This window comes from Hominiventricola aquisgranensis, assembly GCF_040096225.1.
Classification (GTDB): domain Bacteria; phylum Bacillota; class Clostridia; order Lachnospirales; family Lachnospiraceae; genus Hominiventricola; species Hominiventricola aquisgranensis.
Map to the genome: position 1 here is coordinate 70,215 of NZ_JBBMFC010000005.1, position 18,827 is coordinate 89,041.

An 18,827-nucleotide genomic window follows, 5' to 3' on the forward strand; every position below is an offset into this window, starting at 1 on the left:
TGGACGTTCATAAACTTTTTAAAACTAATAAACGAGAATCCGCTGTGGACATTGTCGTCAATAATATCAAACAGCTTCTCGTCGAGCAAAAACTAAAGCCAGGAGACCGACTCCCAAATGAGTTGGAAATTTCTGAAGGACTTGGTGTCAGCCGTGGTTCCGTCCGGGAAGCCATGAAGATTCTCTCCGCATTTGGACTTGTAGATGTCAAAGTCGGCAATGGAACTTATGTATGTGAGAAGCCAGGATCCACCCTGATGGATTCTCTTCTTCTGAGTTTTTTTGTCACTAATCCGGATCCGGAAAAGCTGTATGAACTCAGACAGGTGATTGAGATTGATGTTCTGGAAATGATACTAAGACATTATGATGAAAATACTGCTGAGAGAAAAGCGCTGAGGGAAAACCTGAATTTACTTGGAAAACTGATAGACAAGAATCTGTCACTGGAACAGCTGAAAACCATAGACCTGGAATTCCACCATCTGATGGGAAGCTGTACAAAGAATGTTCTGATGGAGCGGATCTACAGTATTGTTCTTGATTTTATGGAACCGACAATCACCGCTACCCTAAAAACTCACCATGGTGAGATCACTTACCAGGAACATCAGAAGATCCTGGAAGTTATTGAAACGCAGGATTATGATCGCATTCATGATGTCATCACAGATTCTGTGAACACCTGGTCAACACGCCAACAAGCTTCTAATCTTTAACCCTATTAAAAATCCCGTGAACTGCACTCGGCATTCACGGGATTTTGCTTTTCTCATATTAGTCTTTGATCACTCTGACTGCTTTCACTGGACTACGATAACTTACACCAGAGATCGTGATGCCCACACGCGGGTTGCTGGCATGTACAACCTGTCCACCACCCACGTAGATTGCTACATGGTTGATACCTGAACGGTTGCCATAGAATACCAGGTCTCCCGGCTTCAGCTCAGACAGACTGATCTTGGTTCCACAGTTCGCCTGTGCACGGGATGAATGTGGAAGGCTGATACCATAATTCCGGAATACAGAAAGTACAAATCCGGAACAATCCGCTCCCTTAGTCAGACTGGTTCCTCCCCATACATATGGATTACCAATATACTGTTTTGCAAAGTTACTGAGTGCCATCCGCACATCAGATACACCTGCTCCATACATGACTTCAGAAATCGTCAGTGCTTCATCAAGCTTGGCACCTACATTTACATAATCTTTGAAAAGATATCCTTCCTCACCGTCCAGATCAATCTTGACCCACTCATCCAGCTCTTCCAGAACATCAAAGCTCTGATCGCTTCCTACAATATCCAGCACTTCGCTGTCAGTGCTCGGCTGGGTGCGAACCTTCAGGCCTTCTGTGTTCACATCTGCTACTGTCTTCAGCAGAGAACCTGCTTTCTCCAGTGCCTCGCTTCCGGTGAGCACATATTCTGCCTTAATGTATCCTTCTACTTTTCCAGATTTGATCTGCAGCCATTCGCCCTCTTCTCCAAGCACGTCACAGCCTGCATTATTACCGATCTTTCCAACGATCTTTCCATCTGTTGAGGCACTGTCTCGAATGTTTACTTTTCCTTCAGATACGGTCACGATTCCCAGATTGCTGTATCCGTCCAGGTGAAAGGCATCCAGAACGGTCTGATTCATTGCATTTTCAACATCCGTAGTCTCTGCCGCATCCATATCTGCAGAAAGTCCGATCTGTGAACTGATCCCCAGTGCAGCAGATGCCTGTGCATCCATAGGTGCTGCAGTGAATGCCACAGCTCCAGCCAGTACCAGTGCAAATCCTCCTGTTATAATCTTATGGTAAATGTTATTCATATTGATTCTCCTATACTATCATCACATCATTCAGAGTCCATTCGCAAAATCACCTCTTCAAGGCTTTCCTTTTGCTCACATATAGTTCTGAATTATTACAGAATTGTTACATTTCGAATACGATTCTATAACAAATACGAGGATTTGTCAAGTAAAGCCGGCATTTCTGCCGGCTTTTCAGATTTTAGATTTTATTTGCTCATTTTATCGACTACGGACATGAGCTCGTCGATTTTTTCATCTCCATTGCCCTCCAGGATTGCTGTTTTCAGGCAGCCTTTCATGTGAGCACGGATAACTTCGTTATTTACCTTTTTCAGAATGGCTTCAGTGGCAGTCACCTGGGCGGAAATATCCATACAATAACGGTCCTCCTCCACCATCCGAAGGATTCCGTCAATCTGCCCTCTTGCTGTCTTCAGCAGCCGTTCAATTTTCTTTCTGTCAGCCTGCATGCATCTACCTCCCTGTGGCCCCAGCAGATTACTCGATTCCGGTAACTTCGTATCCGGCGTCAACCACCGCCTTTTTCAGTTCTTCATCAGTCACCGCACCGTCTACTGTCACATAAGCAGCCTTATCTTCCAGGCTGACAGTTGCAGTCACACCATCCAGTGCGTTCAGTGCCTTGTCTACTCTTCCTGTACAATGAGAGCACATCATTCCTTCGATTTTAATTGTTTTTTTCATGGTTAGTTCCCCTTTCTTTTTCTCTGCCGATACGGCAGTTGTTTTTCCGCCACGTTTCTTACGGAAGCCTGGCTGAAATCCTTTTAATCGCAGTGCGTTACATACCACAAATACAGAGCTGAAGCTCATGGCTGCGCTTCCGAACATCGGGCTTAACTGCCAGTTCAGCAACGGATAAAATACACCTGCTGCCAGCGGAATACCGATGGCATTGTAGCAAAATGCCCAGAACAGATTCTCTTTGATGTTGCGGATCACTGCACGACTCAGCTGTACAGCCGTCACCGCATCCAGCAGGTCACTCTTCATCAGAACAATATCTGCGGACTCAATGGCCACATCTGTTCCTGCTCCGATGGCAATACCAACATCCGCTCTGGCCAGTGCCGGTGCATCGTTGATACCATCACCTACCATGGCAACTTTATGACCTTCCTCCTGCAGTCTGCGGACTTCCCTTTCCTTATCCTGCGGAAGTACCTGTGCGATCACGCGGCTGATGCCAAGCTGCTTTTGAATGGCTCTTGCCGTCTTCTCATGATCACCGGTCAGCATGACCACATCAAGTCCCATCTGCTCCATCTCGCGGATTGCTTCCGCACTGGTCTTCTTCACCGGATCTGCCACTGCGATCATACCAAGAAGCTTCTGATTCGCTGCAATATACAGCACTGTCCTGCCTTCCTCTGATAATTTTCCTGCTTCTGCATCCATTCCGTCAAGTGTAACTTTCTGCGCATCCATCATTTTCTGATTTCCTGCCAGCACTTTTCTTCCGGATACCATTCCTGAGACGCCCTGCCCCGCTTCTGCGGCAAATTCCGTTGCCTGAGAAACTTCAACTCCTGCTTCCTCTGCATATCTTACAATAGCCTCTGCTAACGGATGCTCACTTGCTTTTTCCAGAGATGCTGCCAGTCCTAAAAGCTCTGCTTCGGTCACACCCGGAGCCATTCTCACTGCTGCCACTGCCGGATGACCTTCGGTAATGGTTCCTGTCTTATCCAGCACCACGGTATCTACCAGATGCGCAGTCTCCAGACTTTCACCTGACTTGATGAGGATTCCCTGCTCTGCTCCCCGACCGGTTCCAACCATAATGGCTGTCGGGGTTGCCAGACCCAGTGCACACGGACAGGAGATCACAAGCACTGCAATACCAGATGCCAGTGCAAAACTGAAGGTTGCTCCTGACAGCAGCCAGACTATGATCGTAATCACTGCAATAGTAATAACTACCGGAACGAAAATACCGCTGACCTTATCTGCCAGTTTGGCAATGGGCGCTTTACTTCCACCAGCTTCCTCCACCAATCGAATGATCTGCGACAATGTGGTATCCTCACCGATCCGGTCTGCCTTCATCTGAAAATAACCGGCCCGGTTAACGGTTGCGCCGGTTACCCGGTCTCCGACCTTCTTCTCTACCGGAATGCTCTCACCAGTGATCGCTGACTCATCCACTGTTCCGGTTCCCTCCAGGATCACCCCATCCACAGGGATCCCTTGTCCTGGTTTTACGATAACCGTCTCGCCTACCTGTACCTGATCCGCAGGAATCTCTGTCTCCCGACCATTTCGTACCACCAGTGCCGTCTTCGGAGCCAGATCCACCAGCTTGGTGATAGCATCAGAAGTCCGGTTCTTGGAGCGGGATTCCATATATTTTCCAATGGTGACCAATGTCAGGATCATGGCTGCAGATTCAAAATAAAGATTCATGGCTGCCATATGTGCCATATCCGTCTCGCCACGCCCCATAGCATATCCCATCACATACAGGCGGCTGACACTGTAGACAAATGCTGCCGTGGAACCCATAGCCACCAGAGTGTCCATATTCGGTGCTCCGTGGAACAGCGACTTAAATCCGTTCTCATAGTATTTCCGGTTCAGATACATGATCGGAAGTGTCAGGAACAGCTGGGTCAGTGCAAATATCATCATATTCTCATGTCCAAGTAAAATGCTAGGCAATGGCCATCCCAGCATATGTCCCATGGAAATGTACATGAGTACAATCAAAAATACAATAGACCAGCCCAGGCGATGCTTCATCTTTTTGGCTTCTTCTGCTGTCCGCTTCTGCAGATCATTCTCTGCTTTTTTCGCCGGCTCATGGGCATCCTTGACAGATGCACCATATCCTGCATCCTCCACTGCATGAATGATCGCTGCCGCATCGGTGGCTTCATCTTCGTATTCCACCACCATGGAATTCTGCAGCAGATTGACCTGCACCTGATCCACGCCCGGGACCCGGCTCACAGCCTTCTCCACATGGGCACTGCATGCACTGCAGCTCATGCCGGTCACATCAAACTTTTGCTTCATTTTATCTATATCTCCTCTCTCAGGTCTTATTGATATTTGTTATCACAACACCCCACCTGGGTGTCCTGTTAAATCTGTTATAACATGAAGCAAATCACATGTCAAGGATGTAATCTTACTTTTTATTTTTCAAAGCCTGGGACAATAGCATTCCATGAACTACAAACAGCTCCGAAGGATAGCAATAAACTGCGCTGCTATGACTTGGAGCGAACAGAGTGAGCTTTCGTGTATCGGCTGGTGCGTACACTAAAAATGTACGTATCCAGACGATACACGAAACTTACTTTGTCCGATACACGTCATACGAGCTTTTATGCTATCCTTCGAAGCTGTTTATAATTCTAAAGTATTCTATTATATCTGGCGTGCCACACTCTTGCCCCAGTTCATATCAGACAGAATATGCGCCTTCAATTCATCCAGTGACTGAAACTTCTGCTCAGGTCTGCGGAATTCAATGAATTCTACCATGAGATCCTGTCCATACAGATCTCCATCAAAATCAAAGAGATAGGTCTCCACTCCTCTGCGGGTCTCGCCGCCGACCGTAGGCTTATACCCCACATTGGTGATACCGTAATACTCATCCTCTTTCACAAATGTGCGGGTCAGATACACACCATCTTTTGGCAGCAGTTTTTCCTGCGGTGGAAGCAGATTGGTCGTCGGCATTCCAATGGTACGACCGATCTGCCTGCCGTGGAGCACAATACCGCTCACATAATACCGGTATCCAAGCAGCTCATTGGCAAGCTTCACATTACCGTCATGAAGGGCTTCCCGGATATAGGTACTGCTGATATCTCTGCCGTGGCTTTGTTCCTTCTCTACCACTTCCACGGTGTATCCATATTTGGGTGCCAGCTTCTGAAGCATTGCATGATCTCCTCGCCGCTGATATCCAAAATGAAAATCTGTTCCCACAGCTGCAAACTTCATTTTCAGCTGTCCCACCAACACCTCTTCAATAAAACGTTCCGGCTCCATGTGGGCAATCTCCGGCACAAAGGGGCACTCCAGCAGATTGTCAACACCTGCTTTGGCAAGCATCTCCCGACGTTCTTCATTGGTCAGAATATTCTGTGCAGACAAACCTGACAGCATACGGGTCGGATTGCTGGCAAAGGTAAAGATCGTTGCCTCCAGACCATTCTTTTTCTGCTCCAGGATGTGCTGCAGCAGCTTCTGATGCCCTCTGTGGAGTCCATCAAATTTTCCAAGGCTGACTGCCGAAGGTGCCATCACTCCAAAGCTGGTCTTTCCTGTAATATAATTCATGGTAATTCTCTTCGTTTCCTTCTATCTACTCATAGCCATCCATCCCATATGCGGCATGTACATGGCTCTGAATTATTATTTCTCATAAAACATTTTTAATAGTCTGAAATGCTGTCTGTCCCGTTCTTTCTCATACTGATAAAGTCCTACAAATGCACCATCTGCATCATAGACTCTGATTTTCTGACCGGCTGCAGGCTTTGATTCCGATACCCCCAAGGGGAGTGCATTTCCATTATGAGCTGCCTTTGACAGTTCTTCATTCAGATGGACTGCAGGCTCTTCATCAAACATCCGGTCGATGGGAATGATGATCTCCTCCAGGCGTTCTTCGTCCCGGATGGTCTCGATCTGTGATAAAGTCAGGCTATCTTCGACACAGAACCGCTCTACCCTGGTACGGAGCAGCTTGTCCATGCAGCCATGGCAGCCCAGCTTTTCGCCAATATCATGACACAGAGTTCTGATATAAGTTCCGCTGGAGCAATGTATCCGCATCTTCACTCTGGGCAGATCCATCTCAAGAATCGTAATCTCATGGATCACCACCGGGCGGGCTTTCCGCTCCACTTCTTTTCCAGCTCTCGCCAGATCACAGAGCTTCTGCCCATTGACTTTCAGCGCGGAATACATGGGCGGTATCTGCTCATAAGGTCCCTCAAAGGAAAGGACCGCTTCCCGCACTTCCTCTTCTGATGCAGTGACCGGTGCAGATTCCAGCACAGTTCCTGTGGTATCCTGAGTATCTGTAGACTGTCCCAGAAGCATCACTGCCTCATAAACTTTATCATGTCCGGCCAGCAGGTCACACAGCTTCGTTGCTTTTCCCAGACATACAGGAAGAACTCCCTCCGCTTCCGGATCGAGAGTTCCTGTGTGTCCGATCTTTTTCTGTTTTAAAATACCACGCAGCTTCGCCACTACATCATGTGACGTATAGCCGCGCTCTTTATATACATTGATGATACCGTTCACTATTCCTCCTGATGCAGCATCTGGCGCTCAATATGCAGCGTCAGATTGTTAATGATGTCATGGAAGGTTCCTTTCATGGTCACTCCGGCTGCACGCACATGTCCGCCGCCGCCAAAATAGGAAGCGACTTTGCTCACATCTACCTGTTCCTTAGAACGAAGAGAAACCTTGAATTCCATATTTCCCACTTCATACAGGAAAATAGCAACTTCCACACCCTCTGTCAGCTTCAGCTGGCTGACGATTCCATCCAGATCTGTGGTTGTAACGCCGAAGAAATCCATTTCCCGCTTTCTCATGACACTGATAATGATCTTTCCATCCATGAGCCGCATGCTCTCCAGCAGTGCTTTTCCCATAACCTGATTCTGACGGTAGGTCTTTTTGTAGTATGTCTCTTCCAGAATATATGTATGCGGAACACCCTTTTCCATCAGCATGGCTGCCACCCGCATGGTATCCGGAGAGGTACAGCTGTACTGAAAGACGCCTGTATCATGGGCAATTCCCATATACAGTGCACAGGCTACCTGTTTGTTGATCTTTTCCGGATCCATCAGGCTGCACAATACTTCACATGCGGAACTTGCATCCGGCAGAATCACATTTTCATCGGCAAATCCATGATTGCTCACATGATGATCCACGCAGAAAGTACGCTTTGCCTTCTGAAAATACGGCAATGCATCACCCAGACGATCCAGAGCTGCACAATCCACACTGATAAACAGATCATAAGTCCGATCCTGTCCGTCCGGCTGCTTCAGTTCTTCATATCCTTCTATGATGGAAAACTTGTTATCTGGCTGTTCCAGCCAGATATCTGCTTTGATCTGCGGATAATTATCCCTCAGATACTGCCAGAGACCAATACATGATCCAACGCTGTCACCATCCGGATGAATATGTCCGGCAATGGCAACATTGGAGACATCCTGCAATTCTTTCTCAAGCTGCGTCATACTTCCTCATCCTCTTCTTCATCATCACTGATATCTTTGGTAACTTCGTCAATAAGTTTCGACATATTTACACCATATGCAATAGACTGATCCAGAATAAATGCGATCTGCGGCGTATTTCTCAGGTTCAGCTCATGAGCAAGCTGTCTGCGGATATATCCTTCCGCACTCTTCAGCCCTTTCATGGTGCTCTGCTGGGAGGCTTCGTCTCCCAGCACGCTGATATATGCTTTACAGGTCTTTAAGTCGGGCGCAACTTCCACTGTGACTACAGAAGTCATAGGGTTGATGCGCGGGTCTTTGATTTCCTTACGGATGATCTCAGACAGAACTTTCTGGACTTCACCGTTGATACGGGTATTTTTAATACTGTTTTTTCTCATATTCTATCTTGGCACCTCTACCATGATGTAGGCTTCTACCATATCAAGCTCCTGGATCTCGTTGAACTTGTCAAATACAAGACCACATTCAAATCCGGCTTTTACTTCCTTCACATCGTCCTTGAAACGCTTCAGGGAAGCCAGCTCGCCCTCGTAGATCTGTTTTCCTTCACGAGAAATACGAACCTTGCATCCACGCTGGAACATACCGTCAAGCACATAAGAACCTGCGATATTTCCTACGCCGGAAGCCTTGAAGATCTGACGGATCTCTGCATGACCGATAACTTTCTCCTCAAATACCGGATCCAGCATACCCTTCATAGCACGCTCTACATCTTCAATTGCACTATAAATGACACGGTACAGACGAACATCTACTTTTTCTCTGTCCGCAGTTTCTTTTGCTGTTGCATCCATTTTTACGTTAAATCCGATGATGATTGCTGAAGATGCACTTGCCAAAGTCACATCAGACTCATTGATGGCACCAACACCACCGTGGATACATTTTACAACGACTTCTTCATTGGAGAGCTTAAGCAGGGACTGCTTTACAGCCTCTACAGAACCAGCCACATCGGCTTTGATGATCAGGTTCAGTTCTTTTAAGTTTCCAGACTGGATCTGGGAATACAGATCGTCCAGAGACATACGAAGCTTGGTATCCTCCAGCATCTTCTCACGGCTCTCTTTGATAAAGGTCTCGGCGAATGTCTTAGCCTCTTTGTCACTTTCCGGAGAAATGAAGATTTCACCTGCCATAGGCACATCGTTAAGACCAAGGATCTCAACCGGAGTGGACGGACCTGCCTCTTTCACACGACGTCCCTTATCATCCATCATCGCACGGACTTTACCATAAGAAGATCCTGCTGCGATGAAATCTCCGACGTGCAGCGTACCTTTCTGTACCAGAACGGTTGCAACCGGTCCTTTTCCTTTATCAAGCTCCGCCTCGATGACCAGACCTCTTGCCTGACGCTTCGGATTTGCCTTCAGCTCCAGAACATCTGCGGTCAGCAGAACCATTTCCAGAAGATCTTCAATACCCTCTCTGGATTTTGCAGATACCGGTACACAGATGGTGTTTCCGCCCCAGTCCTCTGCGATCAGACCATACTCAGTCAGTTCCTGTTTTACACGTTCAATATTTGCACCTGGCTTATCGATCTTGTTGATCGCAACAATCACCTCTACACCGGCCGCTTTCGCATGATTGATTGCTTCGACAGTCTGCGGTTTCACACCGTCGTCTGCTGCAACTACAAGGATTGCAATATCGGTAGAATTAGCACCTCTCATACGCATAGCTGTGAATGCTTCATGTCCCGGAGTATCCAGGAATGTGATCTTTCTGCCAGATACCGTTACCATATATGCACCAATGTGCTGGGTAATACCGCCAGCCTCACGGTCTGTTACATTTGTATGGCGGATCGCATCCAGAAGAGAGGTCTTACCATGGTCTACATGACCCATAACACATACGACCGGTGCTCTCTGTACCAGAGTGTCTTCCGGATCTTCCGTATCCTCCAGAAGCTTTCCGATTACATCCTCTTTTACTTCCGGTTCCGGATCAAAATTATATTCCAGTGCGATCTCTCCTGCTGCCTCGAAGTCCAGCTCAGAGTTCACAGTCAGCATCTTTCCTTCCAGGAACAGCTTCTTAATGATCGCAGACGGCTGGATCTTCATGCGGTCTGCCAGATCAGAGATGCTGATCATCTCCGGAAGCTGCAGTTTCTTCGGCTCGGAAGAATCCTTCTTCACTACCGGCTGCGGTTCCGGTTTGATGAACCGTCCCGGTTTGTTCTTCAGCTTGCTGATATCCTCATCTTTGTACTGCTTTTCCTGCTTCTGATGATTACGGTTATCATATCTTCTGTTTTCCGGTTTGGTCTCCACCGGTGTATCGAAGGAACGGTTCATCTGACGGCCTGCACCACCTCTTGCACCCTGTCCTCCACGGCTGTCACGTCCACCATTCTGCGGACGGTCGCCTCTGCTATATCCTGGACGATCTCCACCACGTCCCTGTCCGTCACGGTTGTATCCCGGTCTGTCTCCACGTCCCTGTCCATCACGGTTACCCTGCGGACGGTCTCCTCGGTTGTATGCTGGTCTGTCTCCGCGTCCCTGTCCGTCACGATTGCCCTGCGGACGGTCTCCTCGGTTATATCCCGGTCTGTCTCCGCGTCCCTGTCCATCACGGTTACCCTGCGGACGGTCGCCTCTGTTGTATCCCGGTCTGTCTCCGCGTCCCTGTCCATCACGGTTACCCTGCGGACGGTCGCCATAGCTTCTGCGCTCACCATTTGCAGGACGATCAGCTGCCGGTCTTGCAGGTCTTGCTGCAGGTGCTGCTGCGCCTTCGCGTTTCGGTGCTGCTGTTGATGCTGCAGGTGCTGCCGTTGTCCCTGCGGACGCTGTTGTTCCAGCTGGTGCTGTTGCCGGCTTTGCCGCTGCCGGTCTTGCCGCAGGTTTTGCTGCGCTTTTCTGAGTCTGCGGACGACGCTCCGGACTCTTCTTGTCTCTGCTGTTCTCCGGATTGTGTACCACTACGAATTTTTTCTTCTTTGCCGGAGCTGCTCCTTCTTTTTTAGCTTCCTGCTGCCCGGAACCTACTGCTCCGCGCACCAGTTCTGCCTGATTATCTTCAAGTGTTGCCATATGTGTTGTCACCTCAATATTCTTCTCTGCCAGTACGGCCATGATTTCTTTGCTTGTTTTGTTCAGTTCCTTTGCGAGTTCATAAACTCTGATATGCTTGTTTGGCATGATTTCCGATGCCCCCATTCCATGTATTTACTCTAATGCCCGGATCGCCGCAGCGGCCAGTCCTTCGTCTTCCACTGCTACAGACATTCGGAATTCCTTCCCACATGCTGATCCCAGTTCTGCGCTGCTGCACGCTACATACAGCGGTACTTTGTAATACTCGCAGAGACTGCGGATCTTCTTCTTTGTATTTTCAGAGGCTTCCTCTGATACCACAACCAGCTTCGCTTTGCCCTTGCGGACAGAATTCTCCACAGAAAATTCACCGCTGACACTTTTGCGTGCTCTGGTCGCCAGCCCGATATAAGAGAGAACTTTAGCTTTCTGCAATTGCTTCCATCTCCTTTTCCAGGGCTTCGTATACTTCTGCCGGGATCTGTGCCTTCAGGGATCTCTCCAGTCCTCTGGATTTTACTGCTTTCTGGAAGCATTCCCTGCTTCTGCACAGATATGCGCCGCGACCGTTTTTCCGGCCAGTGGCATCCAGCACGATTTCATTCTCTGTTGTGCGTAAGATGCGTACCATATCTTTCTTGTTCTTCATCTCACCACAGCCGGTGCACTGACGCATCGGTACTTTTTTCACTGTTCCCAAACTGTCCGCTCCTATTCCTCTGCGTTCTCGTCTTCTACAGTACCTTCCGCATACTCATTTTCATCATATGCTTCCTCTTCATCCTCATCTTCATCGTAGAATCCTTCGTAGAATCCCTCGATGGCATTTGCCTGACTCTCGCTCTTGATATCAATCTTGAAGCCAGTCAGACGTGCTGCCAGACGTGCATTCTGTCCCTCTTTACCAATAGCAAGGGAAAGCTGATAATCCGGAACAACAACTTTTGCTGTCTTCTCTTCCACATCTGCCAGAACCACAACAACCTTTGCCGGGCTCAGTGCATTCTCGATCAGGAGTGCCGGGTTCTCATTCCAGTTAATGATATCGATCTTCTCACCGCGAAGCTCATTGACGATAGAGTTGACTCTTGCACCATTCATACCAACACATGCTCCTACCGGGTCAACGTCCGGATCATTGGACCATACTGCGATCTTGGTTCTGGAGCCAGCCTCTCTGGCAATGCTTTTGATCTCTACGATGCCGTCTCTTACTTCAGTAACCTCAGATTCGAACAGTCTCTTTACCAGCTCCGGATGCGTACGGGATACCAGGATCTTCGGTCCTTTTGTGGTGTCCTTAACTTCCAGAATATAAACCTTGATACGCTCGGTCGGAGTATATACCTCTCCTTTGACCATCTCGTTCTCGTTCAGGATCGCATCTACTTTACCAAGATTTACGCTGACATTTCTTCCAATATAACGCTGTACCACACCGGTAACCACGTCTTTTTCTTTTGCATAATACTGATTGAACAGAACTTTACGCTCTTCCTCACGGATCTTCTGAAGAATCACGTTTCTTGCATTCTGTGTGGTGATACGGCCGAACTCTTTGGATTTGATCTCCTCACGGACGATATCTCCCAGCTCGTACTTCTTATCCAGAAGCTTCGCTTCTGCCAGGCTGATCTGAGTATCCGGATCTTCCACCTGCTCCACAACAGTCTTCTCTGCATATACATGGAAATCACAGGTATCTCTGTTGATCTCTACACGGAAATTCTCTTTTTCTTTTCCGAAATGGCTCTGACATGCAGTGATCAGAGAATTTTCGATAGCATCCAGCATAACATCCTTGCTGATATCTTTCTCTTTTTCCAGAATCTCCAGTGCCGTTTTCAGTTCAGTGTTCATTTTTTGTTCTTTCCTCCTTAAAAATCAAACGCCAGCCGGATCAGCGCGATGTTCGACCGCTCGATCACCAGTGTGGCTTCATCCTCAAACTCCAATGTTACTGTATCTTTATCCCATGCTTTTAAGATACCGGTGAATTCCTTCTGTCTGTCGATTGCACGGAACAGTCTCACATCTACGGACTCTCCAATACTTCTCTCAAGATCTTTGTCTTTCTTCAGCGGTCTTCCAAGCCCTGGGGAACTTACCTCAAGAATATAGCTTTCCTCAATAAAATCCTGTTCATCCAGAAGATCTGACAGTCGTCTGCTGACGGTCTCGCAGTCATCCACGCCAATTCCACCCGGCTTATCAATGTAAGCTCTTAAGAACCAGTTGCCGGCTTCCTTTACAAATTCCACATCCACCAGTTCAAACTGATGCTCTTCCATGATTGGAAGCAGGAGCTGCTCTGTCTTCTGTTCATATGTCTCTCTCTTAGTCAATCTTATCCTCCTTCTGAAAATCTCCTATACAACTAAGAAGGAGTGGACTTTTGTCCACCCCTTTCTTCAGTCTACGTATCATGTTATTTCCAGTATAACACAACATCCACTAAAATCAAGCCTTTTCGCAAAAAAAGTTACTATTCACAGCGAAACTGGAGCCTCTTAACAGAGGCGACGAGTGCGCATGTGGGTGGAGTTCTGTGAATATTCTTTAAATCCTTGCTTACAGTCTTGCCACTCCGGTCTTTCTTGCGGCATCTGCAACGGCAGCAGCCACTGCCTTGCCCACTCTCGGATCAAATGCTTTCGGAATGATGTAATCTTCGCTGAGTTCTTCATCTGTGATCAGCTCTGCCAATGCGCGGGAAGCTGCAAGCTTCATCTCATCATTGATATCTTTGGCACGTACATCGAAAGCCCCACGGAAGATACCCGGGAAAGCCAGCACATTGTTGATCTGGTTCGGAAAATCGCTGCGGCCGGTGGCAACCACTCTTGCACCACCTGCTTTTGCATCATCCGGGAAGATCTCCGGTGTGGGATTCGCACATGCGAACAGGATTGCATCCTGATTCATGGTCTTCACCATCTCAGTTGTTACCACACCCGGTGCGCTGACTCCGATAAATACGTCTGCACCAACCAGCATATCTGCCAGGCTTCCGCTGCGTTTCTCCAGATTGGTCATTTTTGCCATCTCTTCCTTTATTGGATTCATACCTTCCGTACGTCCCTCATAGATAGCACCTTTCCGGTCACACAGTGTGATATGTTTCACGCCCGCAGTCAAAAGCAGTCTGGTAATAGAGATTGCTGCCGCACCTGCCCCATTGACAACCACTTTTACTTCCTCTTTCTTCTTGCCAACCAGTCGAAGAGCATTGGTCAGTCCCGCCAGTGTGATAATGGCAGTTCCATGCTGATCATCGTGGAAGATCGGAATATCACATTTTTCTTTCAGCTTTCTCTCGATCTCAAAGCAGCGAGGTGCAGAAATATCTTCCAGGTTCACACCTGCAAAGCTGCCGGAGATCAGATAAATGGTATTGACGATTTCATCCACATCATGGCTCTTGATGCACAGCGGAAATGCGTCCACATCACCAAATGCCTTGAACAGTACACATTTTCCTTCCATAACCGGCATACCTGCCTCCGGTCCGATGTCTCCAAGACCAAGGACCGCACTTCCATCGGTCACTACCAGGCAAAGATTGTGACGGCGGGTCAGTTCATAGCTCTTCTCCACATCCTTCTGGATCTCCAGACAAGGCTGTGCCACACCCGGCGTATAAGCCAAAGACAGGTCATCCTTTGTAGCAACCGGAACTGTTGCAACAACCTCGATCTTACCTTTCCATTCCTCATGAAGTCTCAGTGATTCTTTTGCATAATCCATATAAATATATCCTCCAATATTTTTTCAGTTAATCATCAGCGGGAATTTGCCAATGCAAATATCGCCAGCACCCCCACACCGGTATGCGCACCGATAACCGGTCCCACATACTCGATCTGCACATCTTCCATTCCGTAATCTGTGATCAGCTTCTGTTTGATGGCCTCTGCTTCCTCCAGACAGTCCCCATGACTGATAAATACGGTCTTCTCTCCGTCCCTGATCCGTTCCATCAGATCTTTGATAATTGTCTGAATCGCTTTTTTTCTGCCGCGAACCTTTCCGATCACTTCCAGTTTTCCTTCTTCATTGACCCGGATGATCGGCTTGATCCCCACCATAGAACCAAGTACTGCACTGCTTCTGGACACTCTGCCACCACGGTAAAGATGAAACAGATCATCCACTGTCACATAAGAAGCGATGTAGTCTTTATTTTTCTCACACCAGTCAGCTACTTCATCCATAGAGGCACCCTGTTCTTTCAGCTGTACTGCTTTATATACAAGAAGTCCCTGACCCAAAGCCGCCAGCAGCGTATCGATCACGACAATTTTACGCTCCGGATACTCATCCTGCAGCTCTTCCGCTGCGATCCGGGCACTCTGACAGCTTCCGCTTAAGCCTGAAGAAAATGCCAGATGCAGAATATCTTTTCCTTCTTTCAGCAATGGTTCAAATGCTGCTTTTGCCTGCTCCGGATTCACCTGTGATGTTGTTGGCATGGCTCCTTCCCGAATATTGTCATACAACTGTTTTGGTGTGATCGGATTCTCTGAATTGTAAATCTTTCCGTTTAAGATGCAGCTCAAAGAAATCATGGTTATCTGATGCTCTTTCAGATAAGCTTCTGAAAGGTCTGCACTGCTGTCGGTACTGATCACATAAGATCTCATGGTTTCTGTCCTCCTCCATATATACAATTAATAGTTTCCAAGAATCTTGAAATTAACAGCCTCTTCCATAATACCGCGGATCGCATTTTTCACCGCACTGTCATCCAGATTGCCTTCAAAATCCACAAAGAAATGGTATTCCCAGTTTCTCTCCGGGATCGGTCTGGACTCAATCTTACACATATTAAGATCGTTATAAATAATATGAGACAAAATATTATAGAGACTTCCACTGGTATGGGGCAGTTCAAAACAGATGCTCACCTTCTTCGCATCCGCCTCATACATCTTCCGGTTGGTAACAATGATGAAACGAGTGGAATTGAAACGGTTATGATTGATCGGCATCTCAAGCACTTCCAGACCGTGATAGCCAGCTGCTGCCGGGCTTCCGATAGCTACCTGGCTTCTGTCCTTGTCTTCTGCCACTTTCCTGGCCGCCATGGCCGTATTGGAAAGACTGATCCGCTGCCAGTCAGAATGCTTATCCAGATAGACAGAGCACTGCATCAGTGCCTGCGGGTGGGAATAGACCGTCCGGATCTCATCCAGAGATGTTCCCGGCAGTCCCAACAGGGCATGGTTGATCTTCAGGATCTGTTCTCCCACAATGTAATTGTCATATTCTTCCAGCAGATCATAGATATCATTGACTTCTCCTGCTGATGAATTTTCAATAGGAAGCACAGCATAATCTGCCACACCTTCCTTAATAGCTTCCATACAGTCCCGCCAGGTCGGAACATGAAACGCATTGGCATCTTTGCCAAAATACTGCAGGGTTGCTTCATGTGCATAAGCACCTTCCACACCCTGATACACCACACGACAGTGCTTTCTGTCAATATGGTCAATTCTTGTAAATGGAAGGTTTCCGGAGACTCCTTCCTCTGCCAGCAGCTGATATTGAAGCTTCCTGCTCATAGCCATAATCTGCTGAAACAATTCCTGGATTCCATGACGGTTGAAGCTGTCATTGGTAAGATTTCCCAGAGTTTCCAGCTTCTCCAGCTCTCTCGCCCGGTCCAGCACTTTCTTTCCATTAGCAATCTTATATTCTGCCACCTGACGGCTGACACCCATTCGTTCCTCAAAAAGCTCCACGATCTGCCGGTCGATCCGGTCAATATCCTGCCGAAGCTTGCTTAAATCTTCCATCTTACTCCTCTCTGCCCGTCTTCTTCCACACCAGACGGGTCATCTCGCCCAGATAGGATAACGAACCGAATGCCACAATGGCATCCTCTTTTTCTGCTTTCTCATATGCCAGATCCACAGCTGCCGCAAGGCTTTCTGCAGCCTGCACATGAGAGTTGTATTTCTTCACCGTATTGGCCAGCTCTTCTGCCGGCAACGCCCTCGGATTGTCTGGTGTCATAACTGTGATCACCTCTGCTGCCAGCGATACTGTCTGCCGGACCACCTCTTCATATTCCTTATCTGCCAGCACACCCATGATAAAGATCAGCCTCTTGCCCGGCAGATCCCGCTCTACACTTTCACGGAATACCCTTGCTGCATCCCGGTTGTGGGCGCCATCCACGATAAACAACGGATCTCTGGCAATGGCACTGAACCGTCCCAGCCAGACTGTCTTCTTCATACCGGCTTTCAGTGCTTCCTCAGATATCTCATAGCCTTTTCTCTTCAGCTCATCCAGCACTTCCAGTGCCAGTGCCCCGTTCAGAAACTGATATTCTCCTGCAAGGGCGATCTCCACCTGCGCATGTTCTTTGTAACTGAAGATCTGACCTTCCAGTCCACGCTTCTCAATCTTTATCTTCTCTGGCTCTACACAGATCAGTTCACAGCCTTCCTGCTCTGCTTTTTTCCGAACAGACACAGCTGCTTCCGGCTGCTGACTTGCACTGACCACTGTACATCCAGGCTTTATGATCCCTGCCTTATGCTCAGCAATCTCTCCCAGCGTATTCCCAAGGAATCCCATATGATCCATACTGATGGATGCCAGTACAGCCACCTTCGTATTCCTGATCACATTTGTCGCATCCAGCCTGCCACCCATGCCGACTTCCAGTACCACCAGATCACAGTTCTGTTCCAGAAAATAAAGAAATGCAATGGCAGTCTCCATCTCGAACATGGTCGGATGCTGTCTGCCTTCTGCCAGAAGCTGGTCTCCTGCAGCCTTCACCTTCTCTGTCAGCCGGATCAGATCTTCTCTGGAAATATAGGATTCATTAACCTGGATCCGTTCCCGGTAACTGAAGATTGTTGGCGAAATATATCTTCCTACTTTATATCCTGCTTCCTTCAGAACCGTCGATACATAAGCCAGCACGGAACCCTTCCCATTGGTTCCTGCAATATGCACAAAAGTCAACTGATCCTGCGGATTTCCAAGCAGGCTCAACAGATTCCGGATCGGTTCTACACTGAATTCACCAGAATACTGATTGCAGTCTGCAAGATATGTTTTTGCTTCTTCATATGTCATGTCTGTCACACTTTCATCTGTTTACTATCAAATAATCCAGGACCTCATTTGTAAAAGCCCGAATCATTATCAGTATAGTATAATCTGTCACATATTTCAAATACTACGGACATGATGAAACGAAATTTTTTATTATGTGGACTCCTTGGATGGTCCCTTGAAATCTTCTGGACCGGTCTTCATTCTCTGTTTAAAAGAGACAGACAACTCATGGGCCACTCTTCCCTGTGGATGTTTCCCATCTACGGAAGTGCCGCTTTCCTGGCTCCTCTCATGCACAGACTCCAGAAGAACTGCATCTGGAAAAGAGGCCTTATCTATATGTTATGCATCTATCTGGGTGAATATATCAGTGGAAGACTGTTAAAACGCAAAGATATGTGTCCCTGGGATTACAGCGATTGCCCGCTCCAGTATCAGGGTGTGATCCGCTTTGATTTTGCACCGCTGTGGTTTCTGACAGGGCTTCTGTTTGAACGGGTGATCCTGTACAGATCAAGCAATCAAGATTCTGAATTTCCGCAAAATTAGGTCTTGCTTTTTAAGATGTGATAGTGTATTCTCTTGGGTTAGGGAGATTTGAAGAATACACTCC

At 47.7% G+C, this 18,827-nt stretch carries 18 protein-coding genes; 2 read left to right on the forward strand and 16 right to left on the reverse strand.

The genetic code is table 11. The features are described 5' to 3' along the window. Positions 1-44 precede the first annotated feature (44 nt). A complete protein-coding gene (locus tag WMO62_RS03935) occupies positions 45-719 on the forward strand; it encodes a FadR/GntR family transcriptional regulator (protein WP_349143876.1) in 675 nt (224 codons plus the stop codon). A gap of 58 nt (positions 720-777) precedes the next feature. Here WMO62_RS03935 and WMO62_RS03940 read toward each other — a convergent pair whose 3' ends face one another. The 16 genes from WMO62_RS03940 to WMO62_RS04015 all read right to left on the reverse strand — a co-directional run bounded on the left by WMO62_RS03940 (position 778) and on the right by WMO62_RS04015 (position 18,232). Next, the gene (locus WMO62_RS03940) at positions 778-1,827 is read right to left on the reverse strand and encodes a C40 family peptidase (RefSeq protein ID WP_118596154.1); all 1,050 of its coding nucleotides are present in this window, start codon (positions 1,825-1,827) and stop codon (positions 778-780) included. Positions 1,828-2,018: 191 nt separating this feature from the next. After that, positions 2,019-2,282 (reverse strand): metal-sensing transcriptional repressor, encoded by a 264-nt coding sequence (locus WMO62_RS03945; RefSeq protein WP_117496477.1) that lies wholly within the window; start codon positions 2,280-2,282, stop codon positions 2,019-2,021. Between the two features lie 28 nt (positions 2,283-2,310). Then, entirely contained in the window at positions 2,311-4,851 is a 2,541-nt protein-coding gene (locus WMO62_RS03950; protein ID WP_349143877.1) for a heavy metal translocating P-type ATPase, read from the reverse strand. A 357-nt stretch (positions 4,852-5,208) separates the two neighbouring features. Beyond that, positions 5,209-6,132, reverse strand: a complete 924-nt coding sequence (locus WMO62_RS03955; protein ID WP_349143878.1) for a bifunctional riboflavin kinase/FAD synthetase — start codon at positions 6,130-6,132, stop codon at positions 5,209-5,211. A 75-nt stretch (positions 6,133-6,207) separates the two neighbouring features. After that, the gene (gene truB / locus WMO62_RS03960) at positions 6,208-7,110 is read right to left on the reverse strand and encodes a tRNA pseudouridine(55) synthase TruB (protein ID WP_349143917.1); all 903 of its coding nucleotides are present in this window, start codon (positions 7,108-7,110) and stop codon (positions 6,208-6,210) included. Continuing rightward, a complete protein-coding gene (locus tag WMO62_RS03965; protein WP_349143879.1) occupies positions 7,107-8,069 on the reverse strand; it encodes a DHH family phosphoesterase in 963 nt (320 codons plus the stop codon). The genes truB and WMO62_RS03965 overlap by 4 nt, the downstream gene beginning before the upstream one ends. After that, positions 8,066-8,452: a 30S ribosome-binding factor RbfA gene (gene rbfA / locus WMO62_RS03970; RefSeq protein WP_349143880.1), complete on the reverse strand. Its 387-nt coding sequence runs from the start codon at positions 8,450-8,452 to the stop codon at positions 8,066-8,068. Before rbfA ends, WMO62_RS03965 begins: the two co-directional genes overlap by 4 nt. Before the next feature lie 3 nt (positions 8,453-8,455). After that, positions 8,456-11,236 carry a translation initiation factor IF-2 gene (gene infB, locus WMO62_RS03975; RefSeq protein ID WP_349143881.1) on the reverse strand — a complete coding sequence of 927 codons (2,781 nt, stop codon included), beginning with the start codon at positions 11,234-11,236 and terminating at the stop codon, positions 8,456-8,458. Positions 11,237-11,263: 27 nt separating this feature from the next. Further along, positions 11,264-11,566 carry a L7Ae/L30e/S12e/Gadd45 family ribosomal protein gene (locus tag WMO62_RS03980; RefSeq protein ID WP_349143882.1) on the reverse strand — a complete coding sequence of 101 codons (303 nt, stop codon included), beginning with the start codon at positions 11,564-11,566 and terminating at the stop codon, positions 11,264-11,266. Next, a complete protein-coding gene (gene rnpM, locus WMO62_RS03985) occupies positions 11,553-11,831 on the reverse strand; it encodes an RNase P modulator RnpM (protein WP_117496469.1) in 279 nt (92 codons plus the stop codon). Before rnpM ends, WMO62_RS03980 begins: the two co-directional genes overlap by 14 nt. Positions 11,832-11,842: 11 nt before the next feature. Next, a complete protein-coding gene (gene nusA, locus WMO62_RS03990) occupies positions 11,843-12,991 on the reverse strand; it encodes a transcription termination factor NusA (protein ID WP_147601834.1) in 1,149 nt (382 codons plus the stop codon). Positions 12,992-13,008: 17 nt separating this feature from the next. Then, entirely contained in the window at positions 13,009-13,476 is a 468-nt protein-coding gene (rimP, locus tag WMO62_RS03995; protein ID WP_147601833.1) for an LSm family protein, read from the reverse strand. Positions 13,477-13,702: 226 nt separating this feature from the next. Beyond that, positions 13,703-14,878 carry an NAD(P)-dependent malic enzyme gene (locus WMO62_RS04000; protein ID WP_349143883.1) on the reverse strand — a complete coding sequence of 392 codons (1,176 nt, stop codon included), beginning with the start codon at positions 14,876-14,878 and terminating at the stop codon, positions 13,703-13,705. A 35-nt stretch (positions 14,879-14,913) separates the two neighbouring features. Continuing rightward, a complete protein-coding gene (locus tag WMO62_RS04005; protein WP_349143884.1) occupies positions 14,914-15,774 on the reverse strand; it encodes a DegV family protein in 861 nt (286 codons plus the stop codon). 27 nt (positions 15,775-15,801) lie between these two features. After that, a complete protein-coding gene (gene pheA / locus WMO62_RS04010) occupies positions 15,802-16,932 on the reverse strand; it encodes a prephenate dehydratase (RefSeq protein ID WP_118438192.1) in 1,131 nt (376 codons plus the stop codon). 1 nt (position 16,933) lies between these two features. Then, a complete protein-coding gene (locus tag WMO62_RS04015; RefSeq protein WP_349143918.1) occupies positions 16,934-18,232 on the reverse strand; it encodes a bifunctional folylpolyglutamate synthase/dihydrofolate synthase in 1,299 nt (432 codons plus the stop codon). Between the two features lie 114 nt (positions 18,233-18,346). On the opposite strand from WMO62_RS04015, the gene WMO62_RS04020 reads away from it, so the two are divergent. Further along, positions 18,347-18,763 (forward strand): putative ABC transporter permease, encoded by a 417-nt coding sequence (locus WMO62_RS04020; protein ID WP_349143919.1) that lies wholly within the window; start codon positions 18,347-18,349, stop codon positions 18,761-18,763. The last annotated feature ends 64 nt before the right edge of the window (positions 18,764-18,827 follow it).